18 protein-coding genes are annotated in these 22,450 nt (G+C 72.5%); 2 read left to right on the forward strand and 16 right to left on the reverse strand.

The genetic code is table 11. The features are described from left to right. Positions 1 to 6: 6 nt before the first annotated feature. Positions 7 to 876, forward strand: a complete 870-nt coding sequence (locus ACWD4A_RS11605; protein ID WP_451192463.1) for a geranyl diphosphate 2-C-methyltransferase — start codon at positions 7 to 9, stop codon at positions 874 to 876. A 299-nt stretch (positions 877 to 1,175) separates the two neighbouring features. Next, positions 1,176 to 1,838, forward strand: a complete 663-nt coding sequence (locus ACWD4A_RS11610; RefSeq protein WP_451192466.1) for a phosphatase PAP2 family protein — start codon at positions 1,176 to 1,178, stop codon at positions 1,836 to 1,838. 7 nt (positions 1,839 to 1,845) lie between these two features. Here ACWD4A_RS11610 and ACWD4A_RS11615 read toward each other — a convergent pair whose 3' ends face one another. The 16 genes from ACWD4A_RS11615 to asnB all read right to left on the reverse strand — a co-directional run bounded on the left by ACWD4A_RS11615 (position 1,846) and on the right by asnB (position 22,450). Further along, the gene (locus ACWD4A_RS11615; RefSeq protein ID WP_451192469.1) at positions 1,846 to 3,171 is read right to left on the reverse strand and encodes a glutamate-1-semialdehyde 2,1-aminomutase; all 1,326 of its coding nucleotides are present in this window, start codon (positions 3,169 to 3,171) and stop codon (positions 1,846 to 1,848) included. Positions 3,172 to 3,178: 7 nt separating this feature from the next. Beyond that, positions 3,179 to 3,730 (reverse strand): dTDP-4-dehydrorhamnose 3,5-epimerase, encoded by a 552-nt coding sequence (rfbC, locus tag ACWD4A_RS11620; protein WP_451192472.1) that lies wholly within the window; start codon positions 3,728 to 3,730, stop codon positions 3,179 to 3,181. After that, complete coding sequence (locus ACWD4A_RS11625; RefSeq protein WP_451192474.1) at positions 3,727 to 4,941, reverse strand: polysaccharide pyruvyl transferase family protein; 1,215 nt, start codon at positions 4,939 to 4,941, stop codon at positions 3,727 to 3,729. The genes rfbC and ACWD4A_RS11625 overlap by 4 nt, the downstream gene beginning before the upstream one ends. Continuing rightward, positions 4,938 to 5,885 (reverse strand): glycosyltransferase family 2 protein, encoded by a 948-nt coding sequence (locus tag ACWD4A_RS11630; protein ID WP_451192476.1) that lies wholly within the window; start codon positions 5,883 to 5,885, stop codon positions 4,938 to 4,940. The genes ACWD4A_RS11625 and ACWD4A_RS11630 overlap by 4 nt, the downstream gene beginning before the upstream one ends. Then, on the reverse strand, positions 5,882 to 7,186 hold the full coding sequence (locus tag ACWD4A_RS11635) for a hypothetical protein (RefSeq protein WP_451192479.1): 1,305 nt from the start codon (positions 7,184 to 7,186) through the stop codon (positions 5,882 to 5,884). Before ACWD4A_RS11635 ends, ACWD4A_RS11630 begins: the two co-directional genes overlap by 4 nt. A 5-nt stretch (positions 7,187 to 7,191) precedes the next feature. Further along, the gene (locus ACWD4A_RS11640; protein WP_451192481.1) at positions 7,192 to 8,475 is read right to left on the reverse strand and encodes a DUF4910 domain-containing protein; all 1,284 of its coding nucleotides are present in this window, start codon (positions 8,473 to 8,475) and stop codon (positions 7,192 to 7,194) included. Beyond that, on the reverse strand, positions 8,463 to 9,488 hold the full coding sequence (locus tag ACWD4A_RS11645; RefSeq protein ID WP_451192485.1) for an NAD-dependent epimerase/dehydratase family protein: 1,026 nt from the start codon (positions 9,486 to 9,488) through the stop codon (positions 8,463 to 8,465). The genes ACWD4A_RS11640 and ACWD4A_RS11645 overlap by 13 nt, the downstream gene beginning before the upstream one ends. 3 nt (positions 9,489 to 9,491) lie before the next feature. Beyond that, positions 9,492 to 10,139, reverse strand: a complete 648-nt coding sequence (locus ACWD4A_RS11650) for a PIG-L deacetylase family protein (protein WP_451192488.1) — start codon at positions 10,137 to 10,139, stop codon at positions 9,492 to 9,494. Next, positions 10,136 to 10,930: a glucose-1-phosphate cytidylyltransferase gene (locus ACWD4A_RS11655; RefSeq protein WP_451192490.1), complete on the reverse strand. Its 795-nt coding sequence runs from the start codon at positions 10,928 to 10,930 to the stop codon at positions 10,136 to 10,138. The genes ACWD4A_RS11650 and ACWD4A_RS11655 overlap by 4 nt, the downstream gene beginning before the upstream one ends. Then, complete coding sequence (locus tag ACWD4A_RS11660; RefSeq protein ID WP_451192492.1) at positions 10,927 to 12,201, reverse strand: class I SAM-dependent methyltransferase; 1,275 nt, start codon at positions 12,199 to 12,201, stop codon at positions 10,927 to 10,929. The genes ACWD4A_RS11655 and ACWD4A_RS11660 overlap by 4 nt, the downstream gene beginning before the upstream one ends. After that, positions 12,198 to 13,472: a glycosyltransferase gene (locus ACWD4A_RS11665; protein ID WP_451192494.1), complete on the reverse strand. Its 1,275-nt coding sequence runs from the start codon at positions 13,470 to 13,472 to the stop codon at positions 12,198 to 12,200. Before ACWD4A_RS11665 ends, ACWD4A_RS11660 begins: the two co-directional genes overlap by 4 nt. 2 nt (positions 13,473 to 13,474) lie before the next feature. After that, complete coding sequence (locus ACWD4A_RS11670; RefSeq protein WP_451192497.1) at positions 13,475 to 14,674, reverse strand: O-antigen ligase domain-containing protein; 1,200 nt, start codon at positions 14,672 to 14,674, stop codon at positions 13,475 to 13,477. A gap of 121 nt (positions 14,675 to 14,795) precedes the next feature. Next, positions 14,796 to 16,334 (reverse strand): right-handed parallel beta-helix repeat-containing protein, encoded by a 1,539-nt coding sequence (locus ACWD4A_RS11675; protein WP_451192499.1) that lies wholly within the window; start codon positions 16,332 to 16,334, stop codon positions 14,796 to 14,798. Between the two features lie 8 nt (positions 16,335 to 16,342). Further along, a complete protein-coding gene (locus tag ACWD4A_RS11680) occupies positions 16,343 to 18,319 on the reverse strand; it encodes an alginate lyase family protein (RefSeq protein WP_451192502.1) in 1,977 nt (658 codons plus the stop codon). Then, positions 18,316 to 20,502 carry a bi-domain-containing oxidoreductase gene (locus ACWD4A_RS11685; protein ID WP_451192504.1) on the reverse strand — a complete coding sequence of 729 codons (2,187 nt, stop codon included), beginning with the start codon at positions 20,500 to 20,502 and terminating at the stop codon, positions 18,316 to 18,318. Before ACWD4A_RS11685 ends, ACWD4A_RS11680 begins: the two co-directional genes overlap by 4 nt. A gap of 25 nt (positions 20,503 to 20,527) precedes the next feature. Beyond that, on the reverse strand, positions 20,528 to 22,450 hold the full coding sequence (gene asnB, locus ACWD4A_RS11690) for an asparagine synthase (glutamine-hydrolyzing) (protein ID WP_451192507.1): 1,923 nt from the start codon (positions 22,448 to 22,450) through the stop codon (positions 20,528 to 20,530).

Here is a 22,450-nt window from a genome sequence, read left to right on the forward strand (position 1 = left end):
AGCCGCATGACCATCACCGCGCCTCGCGCCTCCACGGAAGCAGCACCGGCCATCAGCCCCTACCAGCAGTCGGTGGCCGACTACTGGAACCGCGAGAGGAACCCTGTCAATCTCCGCCTGGGCGAGCTCGACGGCTTCTACCACCACCACTACGGCATCGGCGATGTCGACTGGTCGGTCCTGCGGGGCTCCGGGGACACCCGTGACGAGCGCATCATCGCCGAACTGCACCGCCTGGAGTGCGCCCAGGCCGACTTCCTGGCCGACCACCTCGGCGCCGTCGCCCCCGACGACCGGCTCCTGGATTCCGGCTGCGGCCGGGGCGGCGGCAGCCTCGTCGCCAACAAACGGTTCAACTGCCACGTCGACGGGATCTCCATCTCCGAGACCCAGGTGGCCTTCTCCACCGCGCAGGCCGAGAAACACGGTGTGGACGACAAAGTGCGCTTCCACCTCAAGAACATGCTCGACACCGGCTTCGAGACCGGCTCGTTCCGCGCCATCTGGAACAACGAGTCCACCATGTACGTCGATCTGTCGACGCTGTTCACCGAATACGCCCGCCTTCTCGCACGCGGCGGCCGGTACGTGACCATCACCGGTTGCTACAACGACACCTACGGGCTGCCCTCCCGTGAGGTCTCGACGATCAATGCCCACTACATCTGCGATATCCACCCCCGCTCCGCCTACTTCAAGGAGATGACCAACAACCGGCTCGTGCCGATCGGCGTGGTGGACCTCACCGCGGCGACCCTTCCCTATTGGGAGCTGCGCGCCAAGTCCTCCCTGGCCACCGGCATCGAGGAAACGTTCATGACCGCCTACAAGAACGGCAGCTTCCAGTACCTGCTGATCGCCGCCGACCGGATCTGACCTCGCCGAAACACTTCATGACTGTCCGACGGCTGTTTGCCGTGACCGGATTGTTGGTTAGGGTGACGAGCAGAGGCTGATCCCGATGCCCTCGGCCAGGACGACGGCCAGGACGGCGAGTTCGGGGGCTGCACAGGACAGGAGCGGGTGTCCGCAGGGCAGTTGTGGCCGCTGGACGGTGGGTCGGACACGACGGGGGGCTCGCATTGGATCGCCTGGACGGAAGCGGACCCGGCAGTTCTCGCGGTCCCGTGGCGGCGGCAGGGCGGCGGCGTGATCCCACGACGCCCGGTGGGCATGTGACCGGCCGGCCGGCGCCCGCGGTGCTGCCCCCGTCGCTGCGCGTGTGGCTCGGGCTGATCGCGGCCCTCGCCGGGCTGGTGGTCGTCGCGCTCGGGGTCCTGTACGCCGGCCACGGCGAGCCCGGCACGGTGGACAGGTGGATCGTCCGGCCGACGGCGGACAGCGTGCGGCCACCGTGGCGGTACGTCGCCCGGACCATGGACTTCTTGGGGGAGCCCATGGGGGCGGCGACGCTGGTCGTGGTCACCGCTGCGGGCTGCCTGCTGCTTCGGCGTCCTCGCGCGGCGGTGCTCGCCGTCGTCGGCGTCGGCCTCGCCGTGGCGACGACGGCACTGGTCAAGCCCCTGGTGGGACGCACCATCCACGGCGCCGACAACCTGTCCTACCCGAGCGGGCACACCGCCTTCGCCACCGCGCTCGCCCTCGTGGTGGCGCTGCTCGCGACCGGCCGGCTCGGCCTCGGCAGGACGGCCGGCACGTCACTCGTGCTCGCCGCGGCGCTGGTGGCCGGTGCCGCCATGGGCTGGGCGGAGGTCGCCCTGAGCGCGCACTACCCGACCGACGTCCTCGGTGGCTGGTGCACCGCGCTGGTGGTGGTGCCGGCGACCGCGTGGCTGGTCGACCGGGTGGCCGACGCCGGTCGGCGGGAGCATCGCTGACGTCACGTCACGCCAAGCGGCGGAATACGGGCTTCACCGGTCGTCCGGCCAGCCAGGGGGTGGGGTCGGCGGCGTCAAGTGCCTTCCGGTACACCGCACATGCCTGGGCCACCACGTCGACGGTGCGGTCGATGTCGGCGTCGTCGAGCGCGCTGCTCACCACGAACGACGGGGCCAGCACTCCGCCCGCGAGGAGCCGGCGCAGGAACAGGGTGCGGTACCGCTGCGACGGCTGCCGGTTCTCGTCGAGGGTGGCGAAGACCAGGTTGCTGGCCCGGCCCCGGACGACGAGGTGGTCGCCGACACCCATGCCGGCCGCGGCCTCGCGGACACCGGCGGCCAACCGCTCGCCGAGGGCGTGCAGCCGCGCGGTGACGCCCTCCTCGACGTAGGCGGTCTGCACGGCCATCGCGGCGGCCAGCGAGTGCGTCTCCGCACCGTGCGTGGTGGACAGCAGGAACACCCGGTCGCCGGAGTGCCGCAGTCCGCCCCGCTCCATCAGGTCGCGACGTCCGGCCAGCGCGGAGACGGCGAACCCGTTGCCCAGCGCCTTGCCGAACGTGGAGAGGTCGGGGACGACGCCGTACAGGCCCTGGGCGCCCGCCTCGGACCAGCGGAAGCCGGTGATCATCTCGTCGAAGATCAGTACGCAGCCGTGCTGGTCGGCCAGTTCGCGCAGGCCGGCGAGGTACCCGGGCGCCGGCTCGGTGTGGCCGGCGGGTTCGAGGATCAGGCAGGCGACTTCGTCCCGGTACCGGGTGAGCAGTTCCTCCGTGGCGGCCAAGTCCCCGTACGGGAACGCCACGGTGAGCTCGGTGGTCGCCGCCGGGATGCCGGCGGACATCGGCGTGGTGCCGATGAACCAGTCGTCGACGGAGAAGAACGGATGGTCGCCGCAGATGGCCACCCGCGGGCGCCCGGTGGCGGCGCGGGCGAGCCGCACCGCGGCGGTGGTGACGTCGGAGCCGTTCTTCGCGAACTTCACCATCTCGGCGGTCGGCACCGTGGCCAGGAAACGTTCCGCGGCCTCGACCTCCACGATGGACGGCCGGACGAAGTTGCTGCCGCGGTCGAGTTCCCGGCGTACGGCCTCGATCACGCGGGGGTGGGCGTGGCCGAGGCTGACCGAGCGGAGGCCGGAGCCGTACTCGATGTAGCGGTTGCCGTCGACGTCCCACACGTGGGCACCGTGCCCGTGGCTGATGACGGGGGCCAGGTTCTCGGGGTACTGGTCGTCGCCTTTGGCGTAGGTGTGCGCGCCGCCGGGGATCAGGGCGTGCAGCCGCTCGTTCGCCGTCCGCGACCGGGGAAGGAGGAACTCTTCGGTGTCCACGGTGACTTCAGCTCTCCTTCTGCTTCAGGGCCTCGGCGAGGCTCGGCGCCTCCCGGTCCCGCCGGGACATCGAGGTGACCGGCAGCGGCCAGGGGATGGCGAGCTGGGGGTCGTCGAAGGCGATGGTCACGTCCTCGGCCGGATCGTGCGGGCGGTCGATGCGGTACGAGGTGTCGGCCGTCCCGGTCAGGGCCTGGAAGCCGTGCGCGCATCCCGCGGGGATGTACAGGGTCGTCTGCGTGTCGTCGGACAGCTCGAAGGTGGCCGCATTGCGGTACGTCGGCGAGTCCGGCCGCAGGTCGACGACGACGTCGAAGATCCGTCCGTACGAGCACCGCACCAGCTTGGCCTCGCCGGCGCCGGAGCGCAGGTGCAGGCCGCGCAGCACGCCCCGGACCGAGCGGGACACGCTGTCCTGGACGAAGGCATCCGGGTCGAGGCCCACCGAGCGGACCACGTCGGCGTCGAAGGTGCGGCAGAAGAAGCCGCGCTCGTCGGCGTGCGGCGTCGGCTCGAACAGGTACGCGCCGGAGATCTCCGGGACTGCGGTCGCTTTCATGAAGTCTCCTGCGGTACGTGGGCGTTGGCGTCGTCGGCCGCCGGGAAGAAGGCCGTGGTCAAGGCGGTGAACTGGTGCTGAAGTTGCCGGTCGGCGATCAGGTTCCGCTCGGTGAGGGTCCGCCGCAGCTCCGCCGATCGCTGTTCCAGCGCCCGGAACTGTTCGAGCAGCCGGTCGGCGTCGACCTCGCGGGCCGGGTGGCAGTACGCGGCAAGACCCATCTGAGCCATCAGCGCGTCGCTCTTCGCCGCGTAGCTGAGGGCGAGCGTCGGCGTGCCGACCTTCAGCGCGCAGACCAGGTTGTGGTACCGGGTCGCCACCACGGTGCCGGCGGCCGCCATCTCCTTCATGAGGTCGGCCAGCGAGGCCGCCTCGGCCGCGGTGACCAGCGGCGAGTCCACCGCGTCGAGGATCGCGGCGACCACCGGCGCGTCGCACTCGTCGCCGGTGACCAGCCGGACCGGCCTGCCGTCCTCGACCAGCGCACGGACGAAGCGGGTCGTCCCGTCGAGATAGCGCCGGTGGATCTCCTCGGCACGGGCGCGGTCGTCGTCGCCGCCGTGGAAGTCCATGACGCCGACGCAGACCTGGCCCGAGGGGTCAGGCGGCGGCGTCGGCAGGGCGAACGCGAGGTCCGGGTAGACCTCGTCGCGCGCGGTGTCCACGCCCATCGCCCGCATCGCGTCGCGGGACAGGGCGTCCCGGTAGGAGCGGTACGCGGCCAGCCGCGCCGACCAGCGCACCAGGGTCCGGGTCGGCCGGTTGCCGATCGCGGCGGCGCCGACGCCGACCAGCGCGACCGGGGTGCCGAACAGCCGGCCGGTCGCGCAGAGCAGGAACAGCGCGTACGGGAAGCCCCACGGCCGCAGCGGCAGCGTGGCCTCCAGGACGCCCATGCCCGGCACGATCACCACGTCGTGCCGGCGCACCCAGGCGGCGGTGCGGGCGGCGTCGACGAGCTTGCCCAGTCCCTTCGCCGCGACCGCGCCCGCACGCGACGCGGTCCGGTACTCCCCGCGGTACCAGTGCAGCCGCGTCGCGGGGATTCCGTACCGGGCCGCGACGGCCTCGGGTCCGCCGCACAGCGCGTCCACGACCGCCTCCGGGTGCTCGGCGCGGAGATAGCGGAGCACGGCCTCCAGCGACCCGTCGTTGCCGAGGTTGCCGGAGCCGAGCAGGCCGAACACCCCGACGCGCACCGGACTCCTCATGCCTTCCGCCCCTCACGGCCGGCCACCAGATCGTCGACGGAGACGCCGGGCCGGCCCGGGTCGACGGGCGCGCGGTCCTCGACCCGCTCGCCGGCGCCCGGCCGGACCCGGCTGGCCATCCACTCGGCCAGGTGACGGAAGCACGCGCGCCGGTCGGCCGCGGACAACGGCGCCCGCCGGACCGCCGAGACGAAGCCCCAGACGTACTCGGCGAGCAGCCGGGGCGTCGGGTGCAGCGGGCCCGCCCGGCGCGGGTCCAGGTTGACGCACCGGGAGCGCTTGTCGGGGTTCGCCCGCTCGGCGCGGGTGGGGTGGTCGCGGCGGAAGTACAGCAGCTCCGGCACCTGATGGAAGGGCCCGTTCAGGACGATCTCGGCGACGAACGTGCGGTCCGCGTGGTGGTAGCTGTCGTGCGGCTTCACGCGCCGCAGCACGTCGGCCCGCATCACCCCGTAGAAGTCGTCGCCACCGGGCTCGAACAGGAAACTGCGGAAGCGCTCCGGCGCGTGCGGCGAGTCGGTGGCGAGCCCGTACTCGTACGGGACCTTCACCCGGCCGTCGCCGTCGACGACCGCCTGGCCGGAGTGCGCGAGGATCACGTCCGGCCGTTCGTCCAGCGCCTCCACACAGCGCCGTAACAGGTCCCGGGCGTACAGGTCGTCGTGCGAGGCCCACTTGAACAGCTCGCCGCGGCATTCGGTGAACACGTGGTTGTGGTTCGGCGCGGCGCCGATGTTCCGGGGCAGCCGGAGGTACCGGACACGCGAGTCCTTTTCCGCGTACCGGCGGCAGATGTCCCGGGTCCCGTCGGTCGAGGCGTTGTCGGAGACGACCAGCTCGAAGTCCTCGTAGGTCTGGCCGAGCAGGGCGTCGAGCGATTCGGCCAGATACTCCTCGCCGTTGTAGACGGGCAGGCCGATGCTCAGCCTGGGTCGGGTGGTCATGAGGTCCTCACTTCGGGAAGGGGGTGGTGGTCGCGCTCGCGCAGGGCGGACCGCAGTTGCAGCCACCACACGGCCGAGCCGCAGGCGGTCGCGGCGGCGACTCCCCAGGCCGAGCCGACCGTGCCGGCGGCGGCCGCACCGCCGATCCCGCCGCCGAGGTAGCAGGCGGAGGCGAACAACTGGCAGCGCAGGCTGCGCCGGGCCGCGGCGAGCGCGCGCAGCCCGGCCGCCGCGCCGCTGCCCAGGCCGGCGCCCGCGACGCCGAGCGTGGCAGGCAGGATGAGCCGCGAGGCGGAGTGCCAGACGTCGCCGAGGACGAGCTCGCCGGCCCGGTCCGGCATCAGCAGCAGCGCCGAGCCCCACAGCAGTGCGGCGGCGGCCTGTCCGCCGCCCAGCAGGAGGCAGAACCGGCCGAGCCGTCGCGGTGACTGTTTCAGCACCCGTGCCGCCTCCGCCACGGTGACCAGCGACAGCCCCATCAGCAGCGCGAGGAACGGGCCGAGCAGGAGCTCGGCGCCCCGGACCGCACCCACCGCGCCGACCCCGGCGATCGCGCCGAGCCCGTACGCCCGCAGCTGGCCGGCGCCGCTGAGGCTGACGTTCTCGACCAGGTACCGGGAGCCGAGGTCGCGCTGCTCGCGGAGCCACCCGCGGGCCTGGGTCACCCGGGGCCGGATGCCGGACTGGAGGAAGCCGTATCCGGCGGCCGCCGCGGCGGCGGCGCCCCAGGCCAGCAGGAACGCGGCCACGGTGCCCACCCTGGCCGCCACCACCATGGCCGGGACGAGTGCGACGCCCTGCACGAGGTCGTTGGCGAATGCCTTCCGCCCGGTGCCGGCGGCGAAGAACGCGAACCGCCGGGAGTCCTGGAGCAGCAGCACCGGCAGGGCGACGCCGAGGCAGGCGAACGCGGGCCCCACGTCGCCGCCGAGGCCGAGGCCGACCAGCAGGCAGACCGCGCCGAAGGTGGTGCCGACGGCGAGCGCGGCGCCCGACGACCGGGCCGCCGCCACGCGCCAGGTCGCCTCCGGCACGCCGCTGAAGCGCACCATGAGCGGGTCGGTGGCCAGCCCGCGGGCGACGTTGAGCACGACGCCGTAGGTCAGCCAGGCCAGGCTGAACACGCCGAACGCGTGCACTCCCAACTCGCGGGCGACGTAGATGCCCACCGCGAAGTTGATCATGCTGGAGACCGCCTGGTCGGCCAGCCCCCAGGACAGCCGTCCGACGGCACCCCGCTTGGCGGTCCGCCGGGCCGCTCCGGGCGGGTCCGCCGGTGCCGTCGCCCCCTCGGTGGTCATCGGCGTCATGCCTTGATCAGCCCGGCGCCCCGCAGGGCGTCGGCCGCGCCGGCGACGGTGTCGAACGGCAGGCCGGACCGCTCGGCGACGTCCAGCAGGCCGTGCTCGCCGTCGGAGAGGCTGAGCACCCAGAGCATGGCCATCTGGGCCTGCTTCGCGTCGCTGCGGCCGCCGAGCGATTCGTACAACCCGCGGCGGCCCAGCTGGGGTTCGCCGTAGGGGCTGAGGTTGACGTACCGCCGGTTGCGGTCGAGGACGGCGAACGCCTCGCGGCAGACGGCGAGGGTGTCCGCCATCGCCTCCGGGGAGACGAAGCCCGGGTTGTCCGCCGAGGTGTGGTACTCGGGGTAGCCGGCGTACGGGGTCCGGCTGAGCGAGCCCACGCCGAGATCGAACCCGGGCGAGCAGAACTGCCGCTCGTCGTAGCCGTACGGAGTGAACTCGACGACGTGGTGCGGGCGTTCGGAGGCGGTCAGCACATGCCGCATCACCCGGTCGATCTCCGCGTCGCCGCGCCTGCTCCGCTTGTACGTCAGTTGGCCCGAGTCGCCCGCGCAGGCCAGTACGAGCCCGTGCTTGACCTGATCGATCCGTTCCGCGTTGCGGGCCAGCCAGGTGATCGCCCCGATGGTGCCGGGCGCGTAGAGGAACCGGTAGGTGTAGTACGGCGTTTCCCGTGCCAGCGCGCGGGCCAGGAACGTCGCCACCGCGATGCCCGCCAGGTTGTCGTTGGCCAGCGACGGGTGGCAGACGTGGCAGGAGACGATCACCTCGTCGGGGACCCGGCCGGGGACCACGTGCTCGGCGTAGGTGAGGTGGCCGTCCGCGAGCGTGGAGTCGATACGCACCTCGTAGTCGCCGTCCGGCAGCGCGTCCAAGGTCTCCTGCGCCAGGCAGAACCCCCATTCGGGCCGGTAGTAGCTGGTGCGGTACGGCACCCAACTCGGGTGGTCGGGAAGGGTGTGCAGGTGTCCGCGCAGCTCGGACAGCGGCATGGTCCGCGACACCGGCACGCTGTAGCCGAGCACGTGCAGGCTGGACGCGGCGAAGTCGACGACCCGGTTGCCGGCGGTGTCGGCGATGTACGCGTCCCGGATGTTCCACTCCTGCGGCACCGTCCAGTCGAGCACCTGGGTCCCGGTCGGCACCTCGTGCACCCGCAGCGGGACGTACTCGCCGACGATCTCCAGGGTGGCGCGCACACCGTCGCCGGTGATGCTCCGGCACAGCGGGTACAGCCGCTCCACCAGCGCGTGCATCTGTTCGCCGACCGAGGTCACCGGCGCCACCGCAGGGTGTCGTCGACGGCGCCGGCGTCGGACGCCGCGCGCAGCACGGCCAGCCGGGTGAAGCGCCGCTCGAAGTCCTCCCGGGTCAGCCCGAACTTCCGGTAGGCGTCGGCGAGTTCGAGCGCGCCCTGCCGCACCGTCCACTCGCAGTCGAAGCCGGGGATCGCGGCGCGGAACCGGGAGAAGTCCACCCGGTACGACCGCGGATCGGCACCGGTCTCCCCGGTGATCACCACCTTCGCGCCGGACACCGCCTCGGCGACCTGCTCGGCGATCTCGGCGACCGTGACGTTGTTGGTCTCGCTGCCGATGTTGAACGCGCGGTCGTGCACCGCTTCCCGTGGCGCGGTCAGCGCGGCCGCGAAGGCCCGTGCGATGTCGGCGGCGTGCACCAGCGGGCGCCAGGGGGTGCCGTCGGAGAGCACCAGCACCTCGCCGGACAGGAGCGCGTGGCCCACCAGGTTGTTCAGCACGATGTCGGCGCGCAGCCGGGGCGAGTAGCCGAAGGCGGTGGCGTTGCGCATGAACACCGGGCTGAAATCGCCGTCGGCCAGCGCGTGCAGGTCGTCCTCCACCCGCACCTTGGACTCCGCGTACGGTGTCACCGGGCGCAGCGGGGCGTCCTCGGTCACCAGGTCGGCGCCGCCGGCGGCGCCGTAGACGGAGCAGGTCGACGCGTACAGGAAGCGCCGCACCCCGGCGTCGCGGGCCAGCCGGGCCAGCCGTACGGAGGCATGGTGGTTGATGTCGTAGGTGAGTTCCGGTGCCAGTGATCCCAGCGGGTCGTTGGAGAGCGCGGCCAGGTGGATCACGGCGTCCACCCCGGCCACGTGGTCGGCCGTGACGTCGCGCAGGTCCACCCGGTGCCCCTGCGGGTCCGCGGGCGTCGGGCCCAGCACGCAGTCCGCGAACAGGCCGGCGTCGAGGCCGACGACCTCGTGCCCGGCGGCCGCCAGTACCGGGGCCATCACGGTGCCCAGGTAGCCCTGGTGTCCGGTCAGCAGTACGCGCAAAGTTCAGTCCCCCAGATCGAGCGTGAGTTTGGTGACGGCGAACGCCTCGGCGTAGCGCGCGTGGCATTCGATGCCCCGGATCCGTGCGAGGCCGAGGAAGGCCTCCCGGTCGTACCAGGGCCGGTGCCGCTGCGAGGGGTAGTGCTCCTGCAGCAGCCGCACCTTTTGTTCGGCGATCTCCGGCGACAGCGGCTGGTACGCCGGCGGACGGCCGAGATCGCCGTCCCACTTGACGATCTCGTAGCCGAGCGTCAGGTGGTCGCGGAACGCGGTGGACATCAGCTTCGCCAGGCCGCGGTGATCCTGGTGCGCGTCCTCGGTACGCGGCGCGAGCACCAGATCCGGCTCGGTCCGCGCGCGCAGCTCCTCGACCGCGGCCTTGGCCTCCTCCCAGTGCGCGGGAAACCGGCCGTCCGGCAACTTGAGTACGGTCAGCCGCAGTTCGGCGCCGGGGCAGAAGGCGGCGAGCGCGGCCCGCTCCTCCTGCTCCCGCTCGCCGCCACCGCCGGAGAGCACCAGCGCGTCGACGCGGATACCCGGCCGCGCGAGGCACATCGTCAGCAGCGTGCCGCCGGCGCCGATGGCGATGTCGTCGCAGTGCGCGCCCACCGCGACGATCCGGTCCAGGGGCCCGGCCCCGAGCCGGATCACGCCCGCACTCCCACGCTGTCCCGCTCCCACACGGCCCACGGGCGGTCGCCCCGAACGTAGGCGGCGTCGAGCGCGGCCCGCTCCTTCACGGTGTCGGTCGGCTTCCAGAAGCCGCGGTGCTGATGCGCCACCAGCCGTCCTTCCTTGGCCAGTTGGGCGCATCCGTCGGCGACCAGGTCCCCGTTCTCCGGGATGTGGTCGAAGACCTCCTGGCGGAGCACGAAGTAGCCGCCGTTCTCCCACAGCGGCATGTCGCTCACCGCCGTGATGCCCCCGACCAGGCCGTTCTCGCCCAGTTCCACGCAGTGGAACGAGGACTGCGGCGGCACCACCATCATCGACGCCCCGGCGTCACGCCGGGCGAACCGGTCGATCATCTCCGGCAGCGGGGCGTCGGTGAGCACGTCGGCGTAGTTGGCGAGGAACATCTCGTCGCCGTCCAGGTGGTGCCGCACCCGGCGCAGCCGCTCCCCGATCGGCGACTCGACGCCGGTCTGCGCGAAGGTGATCGTCCAGTCGGAGATGTCGGTGGACAGCAGCTCGGCCCGCCCGCCCCGCAGCACGAAGTCGTTGGACGTCGTCTCCTCGTAGTTGAGGAAGAAGTCCTTGATGTGATGAGCCCCGTACCCGAGGCACAGGATGAACTCCGTGTGCCCGAAGTGCGCGTAGTAGCGCATGACGTGCCAGATCAGCGGTCTCGGGCCGACCATCGCCATCGGCTTGGGCACGTCGTCGGAGGCCCCGCTGCGCATCCGCATCCCGTAACCGCCGCAGAACAGGACGACCTTCATCGCTCGACCTCGACAATGCTCAATTCAGGTATGGGAAAGACAAGGCGGCCGCCCCAGTCGTGCACGAAGGACAGTTGCTCGACCAGCTCGGCCCGCAGGTTCCACGGGAGGACGAGGACGTAGTCAGGTCTGTCGATGCCGATCTGCTCGGGCGGCAGGATCGGGATGCGGGTGCCCGGGGTGAACCTGCCGTGCTTGTAGGGGTTGCGGTCGACCGTGTACGCGAGCAGGTCGGGCCGGATGCCGCAGTGGTTGAGCAGGGTGTTGCCCTTGCCCGGGGCGCCGTAGCCGACGACCGTCTCGCCGCGCTCGGCCGCCTCGACAAGGAACTTCAGGAGGTCCCGGCGCACCTTGGCCACCCGGGCGGAGAACTCGGTGTACCCGGACAGCTCCTGCAGCCCGGCGGCCTTCTCCCTGGCCAGCACCTCGGCCACCTTTCCCCAAGCTCTCGGCTCCGCTCGAGCAGGGGATACCCCAATGCTCGGCTCGCCGGCCACCTCGGCCGGCCGGGCCCACAGCCGGATGGAGCCGCCGTGCGTGGGCAGCAACTCGACGTCCACGAGCGCCAGTCCGCCGCTCGCCAGCGCCCGGATCGCGGACGCGACCGTGTAGTACTGGAAGTGCTCGTGGTAGATCGTGTCGTACTGGTTCTCCTCGATCAGGGTCAGCAGGTGCTGCACCTCGATGGAGACCCAGCCGTCGTCGGCGACCAGGGCGCGCAGCCCCTGGGTGAACCCGACCACGTCGGGGATGTGCGCGTACACGTTGTTGGCCACGACCAGGTCCGCCGGGCCGTGCTCGGCGCGGACGGCCGAGCCGGTGGCCGGGGACAGGAACTCCGTGAGCGTGGGCACACCCGCGTCCCGTGCCGCGGCACCGACGTTCACCGACGGCTCGATGCCGAGGCAGCGGATCCCCCGGTCCACCACGTGCCGGAGCAGATACCCGTCGTTGCTCGCGACCTCGACCACGAAGGCGTCGGGGCCGAGACCCAGCCGCTGTACGGCGTCGGCGACGAACGTGCGCGCGTGCTCCACCCAGGAGGTCGAGTAGGAGGAGAAGTACGCGTACTCCTTGAACGTGTCCTCCGGCGTGATCAGCGGAGGGATCTGCGCGAGCCAGCAGTCGGTGCAGACCCGCAGGTGCAGCGGGTACGCCGGTTCCGGCCGGTCCAGTTGGTCCGCGGCGAGGAAGCTCTCGCACGGCGGGGTCGCCCCCAGATCGACGACGCTCCCCATCGCCGCCGAGCCGCAGAGTCGGCATCGTGTCATCTACTGCCCCCATCCCTGCCCGCGCGGGTGCCCCGCCGCGAGCCAGCGTTTCCGTTTTCTGCCGGCGGCGGGCCGTCCCCGCCGCCGGACCGACCCGCGATCGCGGTGCGGTATCCCTCCACCAGGCGCTCGAGCCCGACGGCCGGGCTGAACCCCTGCTCGTAACGGCGCCGGGCCGCCTGTCCCATCTCCCGGTTGCGGTCCGGCCCGGCCGTGATCCGGCGCAGGCAGGACGCGAGCGAGGCGGGCTCGCCCGGCCGGTGCAGCAGCCCGGTCACCCCGTCCTCGACGAGTTCGACGAAGGCGCCGTGACCGGCGGCGACGGCCGGGACCCCCGCCGCCATCGCCTCCACGACCACCAGGCCGAACGCCTCCAGCCACGTCGAGGGAGCCACCACGGCGACCGACCGCGCGACGGCCTGCCGGCACCGTGCCGTGTCGTACAGGCCGACGTACCGCACGTCGTCCCGGCCCGCCGCCCAGGCGGTCACCTCCCGCTCCAGCGGCCCCGCCCCGGCGATCACGAGCGGCACACCCACACCGCCGCCCGCCGCGATCTCGTCCCACGCGGCCATGAGCAGCCGCACACCCTTGGCCTCCGCGAGCCTGCCGAGATAGAGCAGATGCTCGCCGCCGCCCGTTCGGCAACCGCCCGGATCCGGCACGAAGTTGTGCTTCACCGCCAGCCGCTCGGCCGGCATGCCGGCCCGCACCAGGACGTCGCGCTGCGCCGCGGAGATGCAGAAGAACCGCTCCACGCCGGACCACCAGCGCCGCCGGTTGACCGACAGGCTGACCGCGAGCGGCACCGTCGCCAGCCGGGAGCCCCGGTAGCAGCCGTGCCGGACGGCGGGCAGCGGCGCCGACCCGACGCACTCGGCGCACGGCCGGCCGTCCCGCTGCAGCGTGCCGGGCGGGCAGACCTGGGTGTAGTTGTGCAGCGTGGCGACGGCGGGCACACCGGCGTCGGCACAGGCGGCCAGCACCGCGGGCGACAGGAGCGGGAAGACGTTGTGGACATGCACCACGTCCGGCCGTTCGGCACGGAGCCGGGCGGCGAGCTCCGCGCGGACCGCCGGGTTCCACGGCACCAGCAGCGGCACCGCGGCCTTGCCCGGCAGGGACCGGGCGGCGATGTCGTCGCTGCGCCGCTCGAACACCCCGACCCGGTGGCCGGCCGCGCGCAGCAGCTCCACCTCCTGGTCGACGACCTTGTTCTCCCCGCTCGGCTGCGCCGAGGAGTAGCGGTTGTGCACCACGAGGACATGCATGCTCAGGTCACCTCCGGTCTCTGGGCCCACCGCGGTACGCGTCGCCGGGGGACGTCGGGCGCCGGCAGGGGAGCGGCCGTGGCGGGTGCCGTCAACAGCGAGGCGGCCACGGTCAGATGCAGCAGATACGGCGAGGCGTCGCCCAGCCCGGCCTCGGTGTACGACGCGATCGCGCAGTAGCTGATCAGGAAGATCGCGCAGGCCCTCGACAGCGACGGTGGCCGCAGCAACGCGACGCCGCCCAGCACGATGATGACCGCCGCCACGATGGCGGCGCCGGTCAGGCCCTGCTCGTGGTAGACGGCCAGCCAGCTGTTGTCGATCGGCAGCCCGCCGAACGACTTGTCGCCCAGGCCCACGCCGAACAACTGCTCCGAGGTCGACCGGGGCGCTGCCAGCAGGGCGTCCCAGACCTTGGCCCGGCCGGTGAGGTTGGAGAAGTTCTCCTGGCTCTGCCCGCGCAGGAACCACGCCTGCAGCACGGAGCTCAGCCCCACCGCGGCCACGATGGCGCACAGCACGGTCCAGGCGAAGAACCGGCGGGCGGCGGCGCTGGTCAGGACGAGCGAGCCGATCGCCAACGCCAGCCCGATGAACAGGCCGAGCGTGGCCGTCCGGGTATGGGTCAGCGCGAGCAGGACGAGCGACGGCACGATGACCGCCGCCGCGCTGCCCCTGGTGGTCCGGCGGCCCAGGACGAGCAGCACGGTGAGCCCGATGATCACCGCGGCGTACTGGCCGATCTGCGGCGGGGTGAGCGGCCACAGCGCGCCGACCAGCCGCCCGCCGTAGAGATCGGGCATGGCTGCGCCCGGTGAGACGAGCAGGCCGGCGGCCACCGACGCGAGCACCGCGAAGTACATCCGGATGTGGTACCGGACGAATGTCTCGCCGCCGTCCCACCAGCGGCTGAGCAGCCACAGCGTGCCGACGAAGAGAGCCAGCCGGGTGCAGCGGAACAGCGCGCCGAACCCGGACTCCAGGTGCGCGCTGGAGATCACGCTCGTCACCAGCAGCAGGGTGAGCAGGAACAGGAAGGCGCTGGCCCGGATGCGCAGCCGGAGATTGAGGGCGAGCGCCAGCGCGAACGCGGTGACCAGCGCGCCCATGGTGGCCAGCTGGATGAGGGAGCGGGGCAGCGGGACGATGGTCCTCGCCCCGGCGGAGCCGAGCGTGTCGAGGACCAGCAGCCCCCAGACCATGCCGACGATCCTCGGCGTGCCGGCATGGCGCGGCTCGGCGCCGGGCCGTGTGCCCGCAGTGTTCGTGCCAGAGGTGTCCGGTCCGCCCGGCGGCCCGTCGCGCGTCAGGTCCCGGCCCACCTCAACCACCGGCCTGCGGCCGGAAGGTGCTGCCCGCGTCCTGCTGGTACGGCGTGCCCTGCCACTGCCCGGAGTCGAGCACCCGGCTCGGGTCGTGGGCCACGAACTTCCACGGTCCGAGGTAGACGTTGTCGTGCCAGCGGTTCTGCTGCTTGCCGGTGATCGCCTCGGCCACCGGCTCGCCCTTGTACGGCGACCAGTCCGGATAGGTGCCGTAGTTGGCCAGCACCGCCATCCGGTCGCACTTCTCCGTGCACTTGACGACGGACGTGTCCAGCACGAAGCGGTTGTCGTGGATGTCCACCCGCTGGGTCTTCCACCGGCAGTCGGCGTAGAGCGGCGCGGCGGCGATCGTCGGCTGTGCGCAGCGGTCGGTGCTCTTCACCAGCAATGTGCAGTCACCGGACGAGGTGTTGGCCGGGCTGTTGCAGAACCGGTCGGCGTTCTCCCACAGGGTGATCCCGGACCAGTTGTTCTCCAGCACGTTCCGGTAGATCTCGATCTTGTCCGTGCGGGCCCGGACCCGTGGTTCGCCGCCCGACTCGGACAGATAGATCGTCGCGAACGGGAAGTCGTCGCCGCGGTCGGCGTACTTGCGGCCCTCGACCCAGTTGTTCCGTCGGAACGTGTTGTTCCGGATGACCGCGTTGTAGCTGGTCTCGTAGATCAGCGCGGCACCGTCGTTGGCCTCGAGCACGTTGTCCTCGATGCGGAAATCGTTGTTGTTGGTGTCCGCCCACAACCCGGTTCCGCGGTTGTCGTGCACCCAGTTGCCGCGTACGTCGGCGCCGTTGACGGCCCAGAACTTGACGCCTCCGGTGCAGCCGCAGCCCTGCTGCCGTCGCTCCCAGTCGTCGGTGTTGTTGGCCGTGATCTCGTTGCCCTCGACCACCAGGCCGCTGATGGGGTCACCTGCCTTGTACACGTTCATTCCGTACTGTCCGTTGCCGCGCAGACAACTGGCGCGGACCCGCTGGCGGGCACCGGCCATCAGCCCGGCACCGGAGTTGTTCTGGACCGTCGCGTGCTCGATCACCCACCCGTCGGCCGAGTCGTGGTTGACCACGCCCTCGTTCTGCGGCGCGACGAAACCCTGCACGGTCAGGTACTGGACGGTGACGTCGCGGGCGGTGCCGCCGAACGCGTACTGGTTGGTCTTCCGGCCGTCGAGCACCGCGCCCGGCGCACCGAGAAAGCTGTCCCCCTCCTTGGGGATGACCTGGGCGTAGCGGTCCGGTTCGAGCCTGTGCGTGCCCGGCCGAAGCCAGAACGTGGTCTTCGGGGGGCTGCTCTTGGTCTTCGCGGCCAGGTCGCCGACCACAGCAGGGTCGACCGTCACCGCGCCCGCCGGCGCCTTCTCCGGCCCGGCCGCGGGCTTGGCGCACACCCGGGCCACGGACGTGGAGGGCACCCCGGACGCGGAGGGCGTACCGGCCGGCTCCGCCGGGGCGCCGGACGTGCTCGTACAGCCGGTCGCCGCCAGCAGGACCAGCGCCAGCGGTGCCGTCGGCACCGCCCAGTGCCGCCACTTGATCCCCACGTGTCCCCCTAGCCGCGGAACCTGAGTACGGTGGTGAACCCCTCCGCGCCGTCGGCGAAGCCGGTGCCGACCAGCGTGGTGGAGGGTTCCTTGCGCCCGAAGCCGGCGGAGTACCAGCCCAGCGGCGGGTCCGTCTCGCCGCGATGCGCCCGCCAGCACAGTTGGGCAGGCAGGTCGAGCACCGCGGAGCGGTCCTCGCCGTCCCGGGTCCAGGCGAGCACCGCCCGGTTCCCCACCAGGTCCGCGGCGATCGCCGGGCCGAGGTGGAACGCCAGGCGTACGGACCGGCTCGGGCCGCGCACCTCGTCGACCACCCGCAACTCCCGGCTCGCGGCGGTCAGTTCCACGCAGCGGCGGTGCACGGAGCGCTGGTAACCGTAGTGCTCGGCGCTCCAGCGTGCCGTCCCGCCGTAGGAGGCGCCGGATGTGTCCGCGACCAGGACGCGGCTGCGGGCGTGCCGGGTCCACAGGAACGGGCCGCCGGAGACGGACTGGTCGCCGCCGTCCAGTTGCAGGGAGTTGTGGCCGAGGGTCGACCGGAAGTACCGCCGCCACTCGGGCTGCCCGTGGTAGCAGAACGTCCCCGGGTCGGCGAGCACGTCGACCCCGTCGTGCCGGACCTCCACGGACAGCGCGTCCGCGTGGGCGTGCGCGGCGATGGACAGGAACCCGTGCGGACCGCCGTCGCAGCGGCACCAGATCTCTCCCGTCCCTTCCGGAGCGCGCAGGATGGTCATGCCCGCGTCGGCGAAGTGGCCCGGCCGGCTCGCCGGGCGGCCCACGGCCGGTGCGGTTCTCTTCTTCGGGTACGGCCGGATGAGCGCGGCCAGCAGCGGGGTGCGCACATCGGCGCCGGTCACCGCCGGCCACCAGGCGAGCCGGCCGAACACGGCGTCCCCGGTGGCCAGCAGCGAGGCCCAGCGGTCGGTGCCCGCGCCGTCCACGACCAGACCGTGCCCGTCGTCCGCGTCCCCCTGCCGCGGCGGCCGCAGCCGGCCGTCCACGACGGCCGCGAGCGCGTCGGTCATCCGCAGCAGCACCGGCCGGATCGACGCGGGGACCGGCACGGCGGCGGCATCCGCCTCGGCCAGCGCGGCCAGGCCGAGCTCCAGGACGAGTCCGTGGTACTCGGTGGCCAGCTCGCGGTTGAGGCCGGAGGGGAAGGTGTTGCCGCGCAAATGCCGCTCCAGCGAGCGCAGCGCGCCGGACCGCCAGCGCGCCGAGGAGGGGAACCACCCGAACGCGCAGGCCGCGGCGAACTGCCCGGCGGCCTCGGCGATGACGTGGTTGTTCGCCGAGGACCCCCGGCTGGGGAAGGCGGCCAGCCAGCGCTGGTGGTGCCAGATCTGGTTCCGCGCCACCGGGTTGCCCTCGAACAGCCCGGCCGCGCCCGGCCAGCCGTCGAGCAGCCGGCGGATCCACACCCAGGACAGCAGCCGGATCCCCAGCTCGATGCCGCTGATCCAATGCACGCCGCGCAGCGGCGCGTTGGCCGCCCACCACGACCGCAGGTGCCCGGCCACGCGCTCGGCGTACCGCTCGTCCCCGGTGACCGCGTAGGCGGCGGCGAGCACGGTGAGGTACTGATGCCGGGACAGCTCCCAGATCTGCTTGATGTCCCCGACCGCGTCCTCGTTCCGGTACGGCAGGTCGAAGGCGTAGCCCCACGGAGCCCGGCGCCCGGTCTTCGGGTCGCGCCACCAGTCCGGGTCGGCCAGGTCGTCGCGGACCACCCCGAAATACTCGGCGTGCCCGTACATCAGCCGGTCCGCCTCGGCGAGGAGACGTTTCACGGCGTCCGGGGGTATCGCGGCGATCGTCCCGGCGGGCAGCACCGCGGTGAACCGGGCGCCGGTCACGCTCGGGCAGTCCGGCGGCGCCGACCGCCACCGCCGTCTGCGCACCGCGTCGCCCGCCCGGCCGCCGACCTCCCGCGGTCCCATCCGGGACAACCGCCGCAGGTACCAGCCCGCGTCCATGGTCATCGCGCCCTCGCCAAGGTCACCGGCGCACCGCCGGCCAGGCCGGCCCGCACGGCGAGGGTGGCCGCCGTGGTGGCGACCAGCGACTCCAGCGGCACCGGCATCGGCCCGCCGGTCCGCACGGCCTTGACGAACGCGGCCAGTTCGGCGTTCTGGCCCTTGTCCCGGGCCTTGGGCAGCCGCGAGCTGACCCACCGCCCGCGGCCGGCCCCTCCGTCCGCGAACACCGAGGCACGGACGAAGTCGTCGAGCCTCAGCACCTTGCCGTCCGCGACCAGGTCCAGCGTCTCCTTGGGGAAGCCGGACGCGCCGGTGGTGACGTAGCTGATGGTGGCGGTGGACCCGTCCGGGTAGCGCAGCACGGCCTGCAGATCCTCGTTGCCGGACGTGGCGACCGCGTACACCGATACCGGGTCGGCCCCGAGCAGCCAGCTCGCCGTGTCGATGAAGTGCCCGCCCTCACCGGCGAACCGCGAGCCCTCGGTGCCCTGCTGGAGATACCAGCTGCCGTGCGCCAGCCGGCCCGCGTTGACCAGGTAGCGGAGGCTCGCCGGGCCGGTCCGGGCGCCGAACCGCTTCCTGGCCTCCCGCAGCAGCGGTGCGAACCGGCGGTTGAAGCCCACCTGCAGCCGGTCGTTGCCGGACTCCTCCACCGCCGAGAGCACACCGGCCAGCTCGTCCTCGGTGAGCGCCAGGGGCTTCTCCACGAACACCGCCTTGCCGGCCAGCAGCGCCCTCCGGGTCAGTTCGGCGTGCGAGCTGTGGCGGGTGACCACGAACACCGCGTCGACGGCCGGGTCGCCGAGCACGGCGTCGAGATCGGTGGTCGCCCCGGCGAAGCCGAACTTCCGCTTCGCGTTGGCCGCGGACAGCGCCGTCGTGGTGACGACCGCGGACAACTCGACGCCGTGGCGCTGCGCCAGGTGCGGCAGCAGCATCGACGTCGCGTAGTTTCCCGCGCCGACGAACGCCAGCCGCACCGGCCCCTTGGCGGACCGGGCCGGACTCCGCCGTACGTTCACCGTGGGCACCGTGACCACCGGGGCCTCGGCTTCCACCGCGTGCCCGGGGTACCGGAACAGCACGGCCACGGCCTTCAGTTCGCCGCCCTCCAGGCGCCGGTACGTCTCGACGGCGTCGTCGAAGTCGGCGATGTGGGAGACCAGGGGCTCCACGTCGACGCGGCCGCGGGCGAGGAGATCGAGGAAGCACGCCAGGTTGCGGCGCTCGGTCCAGCGAACGTGGCCGATCGGGTAGTCCCGCCCCTCGATCTCGTACTCCGGGTCGTAGCGCCCGGGGCCGTAACTGCGGGAGAACCGGACGTCGAGCTCCTTCTCGTAGTACGCGTTCCACGGCAGGTCCAGGCGGCACTTGCCGATGTCGACGACCCGGCCGCGGTCCCGGCTCAAGCGGGCGGCCAGCTCGACGGGCTGGTTGCTGCCGCCGCCGGCGGCCAGATACACCTGGTCCACGCCGTGACCGCCGGTGAGCTCGGCGACGGCGGCCTCCACGGCCGCGGACCCGGGATCGCCGCAGGCCGCGGCGCCCAGGCGCTCGGCGAGCTCGCAGCGCACCGGGTCGGGGTCGGCCCCGACGACGCGGACCCCCGAGGCGGCCAGCAGCTGCACCACCAGCTGCCCGATCAGCCCGAGGCCGATGACCAGCGCCACGTCGCCGAGTTGCGGCTCGCCGCGGCGGACGCCCTGCATCGCGATCGACCCGACGGTGCCGAAGGCCGCGTGCCGCGCCGCGAGGCCGTCCGGAACCCGGGCGTAGAGGTTCTTCGGCACCCAGTTCAGCTCGGCGTGCAGCGCGTGCTCGTTGCCGGCGCAGGCCACGAGGTCGCCGACCTTCACATCGTCGGTCCCGGTGCCGACCTGCTCGACCACCCCGCACAGCGAATAGCCCAGCGGCGTGTACGAGTCCAGCTTGCCCATCACCTTGCGGTAGGTGGCGGGCACCCCGTTGGTGGCCACGCTCTGCATGACCTTGGCCACCTGGTCCGGCCGGGAACGGGCCTTGCCCAGCATCGACATGCCGGCCTCGGACACCTTCATCAGCTCGGTCCCGGTGGATATCAGCGAGTAGGCGCTGCGGACCAGCACCCCGCCCGGCTTGCACCCCGGTACCGGCACGTCGAGCACCGCCAGCTCGCCGCTCTTGTAGTTCTGCACAACCTGTTTCACCCGAAGTCCCCTTGTTTCCACGCCGTCAGTGAGCGTTCCGGCCGGACCCGGAGGTCGCGCCGCGATACCAGTACTCGAGGGTCAGCACATGCCACAGATGTTTGGAGAAGTCCCGCTGCCCGGCGGCGTCCTCGGCGACCATGCGCGCGAGCGCGTCACGGCGCAGGAGCCCGGAGTTGACGAGCACGCCGTCGTGCACCACCTCGCGCACCAGCGGTGCCAGGTCCCGGCTCATCCAGGCCCGCAGCGGGGCGCTGAACAGGCCCTTGGGCCGGTACACGATCTCCCGGGGCAGGACCGAGGCGGCCGCCTCCTTGAGGACGGCCTTGCCCTGCCGTCCGACGATCTTGCGATCGCCGGGCACCGCGAACGCCGCCTTGACCACCTCGACGTCCACGTACGGCACCCGCACCTCGGTCGACGCGGCCATGCTCGACCGGTCCGTGTAGGCGAGGTTCAGGCCCGGCAGGAACATCCGGGCGTCGCCCAGGCACATGCGGTTGACGAAGTCGTCGAGGTCGTTGTCCTGGTAGATGTCCGCGTGCTCGGTCAGCACGTCCTCGACGGTCCCGGCCAGGTCCGGATCGACCAGGGCGAGCAGTTCGTCCCGGTCGTACATGGTGTAGCTGCGCCGGAACGCGGTCTCCTCCGGCAGATCGGCGAAGGAGAGGAACCGCTTCGCGAACCGCACCGACCGGTACCCCCGGCGGGCCGTGGCGACCGGCAGCCGGTCCACGGCCGCGGACAGGCCGCGCCGCAGGGGCCGCGGGACGCGCTGGTAGCGCAGCGCGAGCAGGTTGGCCAGGTGCTTGCGGTAACCGGCGAACAGTTCGTCGGCGCCCATCCCCGAGAGCATCACCTTGACCCCGGCCTCCCGGGCGGCCTCGCAGATCAGGAACGTGTTGATCGCGGCGGGGTCGCCGATCGGCTCGTCCAGGTGGTACGTCATCCGCGGCAGCAGATCGAGCACGTCCGGAGCGATCTCGATCTCGTGCAGGTCGACACCGAACCGCCCGGCCACCTGCCGGGCGTAGCGGAGGTCGTCCGGCATCGCCTCGAACCTGGCGTCCTCGGCGCGGAACCCGATCGTGTAAGCGGAGATCCCGGGCCGGTCGCGGGCCGCCAGCGCGGTCAGGTAGCTGGAGTCGAGACCGCCGGAGAGGAAGGTCGCCACGGGTACGTCGGAGAGCAGGTGACGCCGGGTCGACTCCTCGACGACGGCGGCCAGGTCCGGCCGTTCGCCGCCGCGGGCCCGGTCCCGCCCCTCGGCGGCGACGTCCTTCAGGTGCCAGTACCGGCCGCGCTCCACCCGGCCGTCGGGCCGGCACCGGAGCCAGCTCCCCGGCGGCAGCTTCTCCGCCTCGCGGAACGCGCACCGCGAGTCCGGCACCCAGTAGTAGAGGAGCGAGGCCACCAGCGCCGCATGGTCCACCTCCAGCGACCCGCCGGTGGCGGCGAGCGCCTTGAGCTCGGAGGCGAACACCAGGCCCTCGCCGCGCCGGAGCAGGAACAGCGGCTTGATGCCCAACTGGTCCCGGGCGAGGACCAGTTCACCGGTCCGCTCGTCGAAGATCCCGAACGCGAACATGCCGCGCAGCCGGGGCAGGCAGTCCGTGCCCCAGCGCCGCCAGGCCTCCAGCAGCACCTCGGTGTCGGAGGTGCCGCGGAAGCGCACCCCGGCGGCGGCCAGTTCGGCACGCAGCTCGGGCGCGTTGTACAGCTCGCCGTTGTACGTCAGGGCGAGGCCGCCCGAGACCATCGGCTGGGCGCCGGTCCCGGACAGGTCGATGATGGCCAGCCGGCGGTGCCCGAGGTGCACTTCGCCGTCACCGGCGGGATGGCTGTACCGGCCCGCCCCGTCCGGACCGCGGTGGGCGAGGGTATCGGTGAGCCGGTCGGTCACGGCCTTCCCGTCCGGCCATCGGTACGTGCCCGCGATGCCACACAT

The sequence above is a fragment of the Streptomyces sp. NPDC002537 genome, from assembly GCF_053594975.1.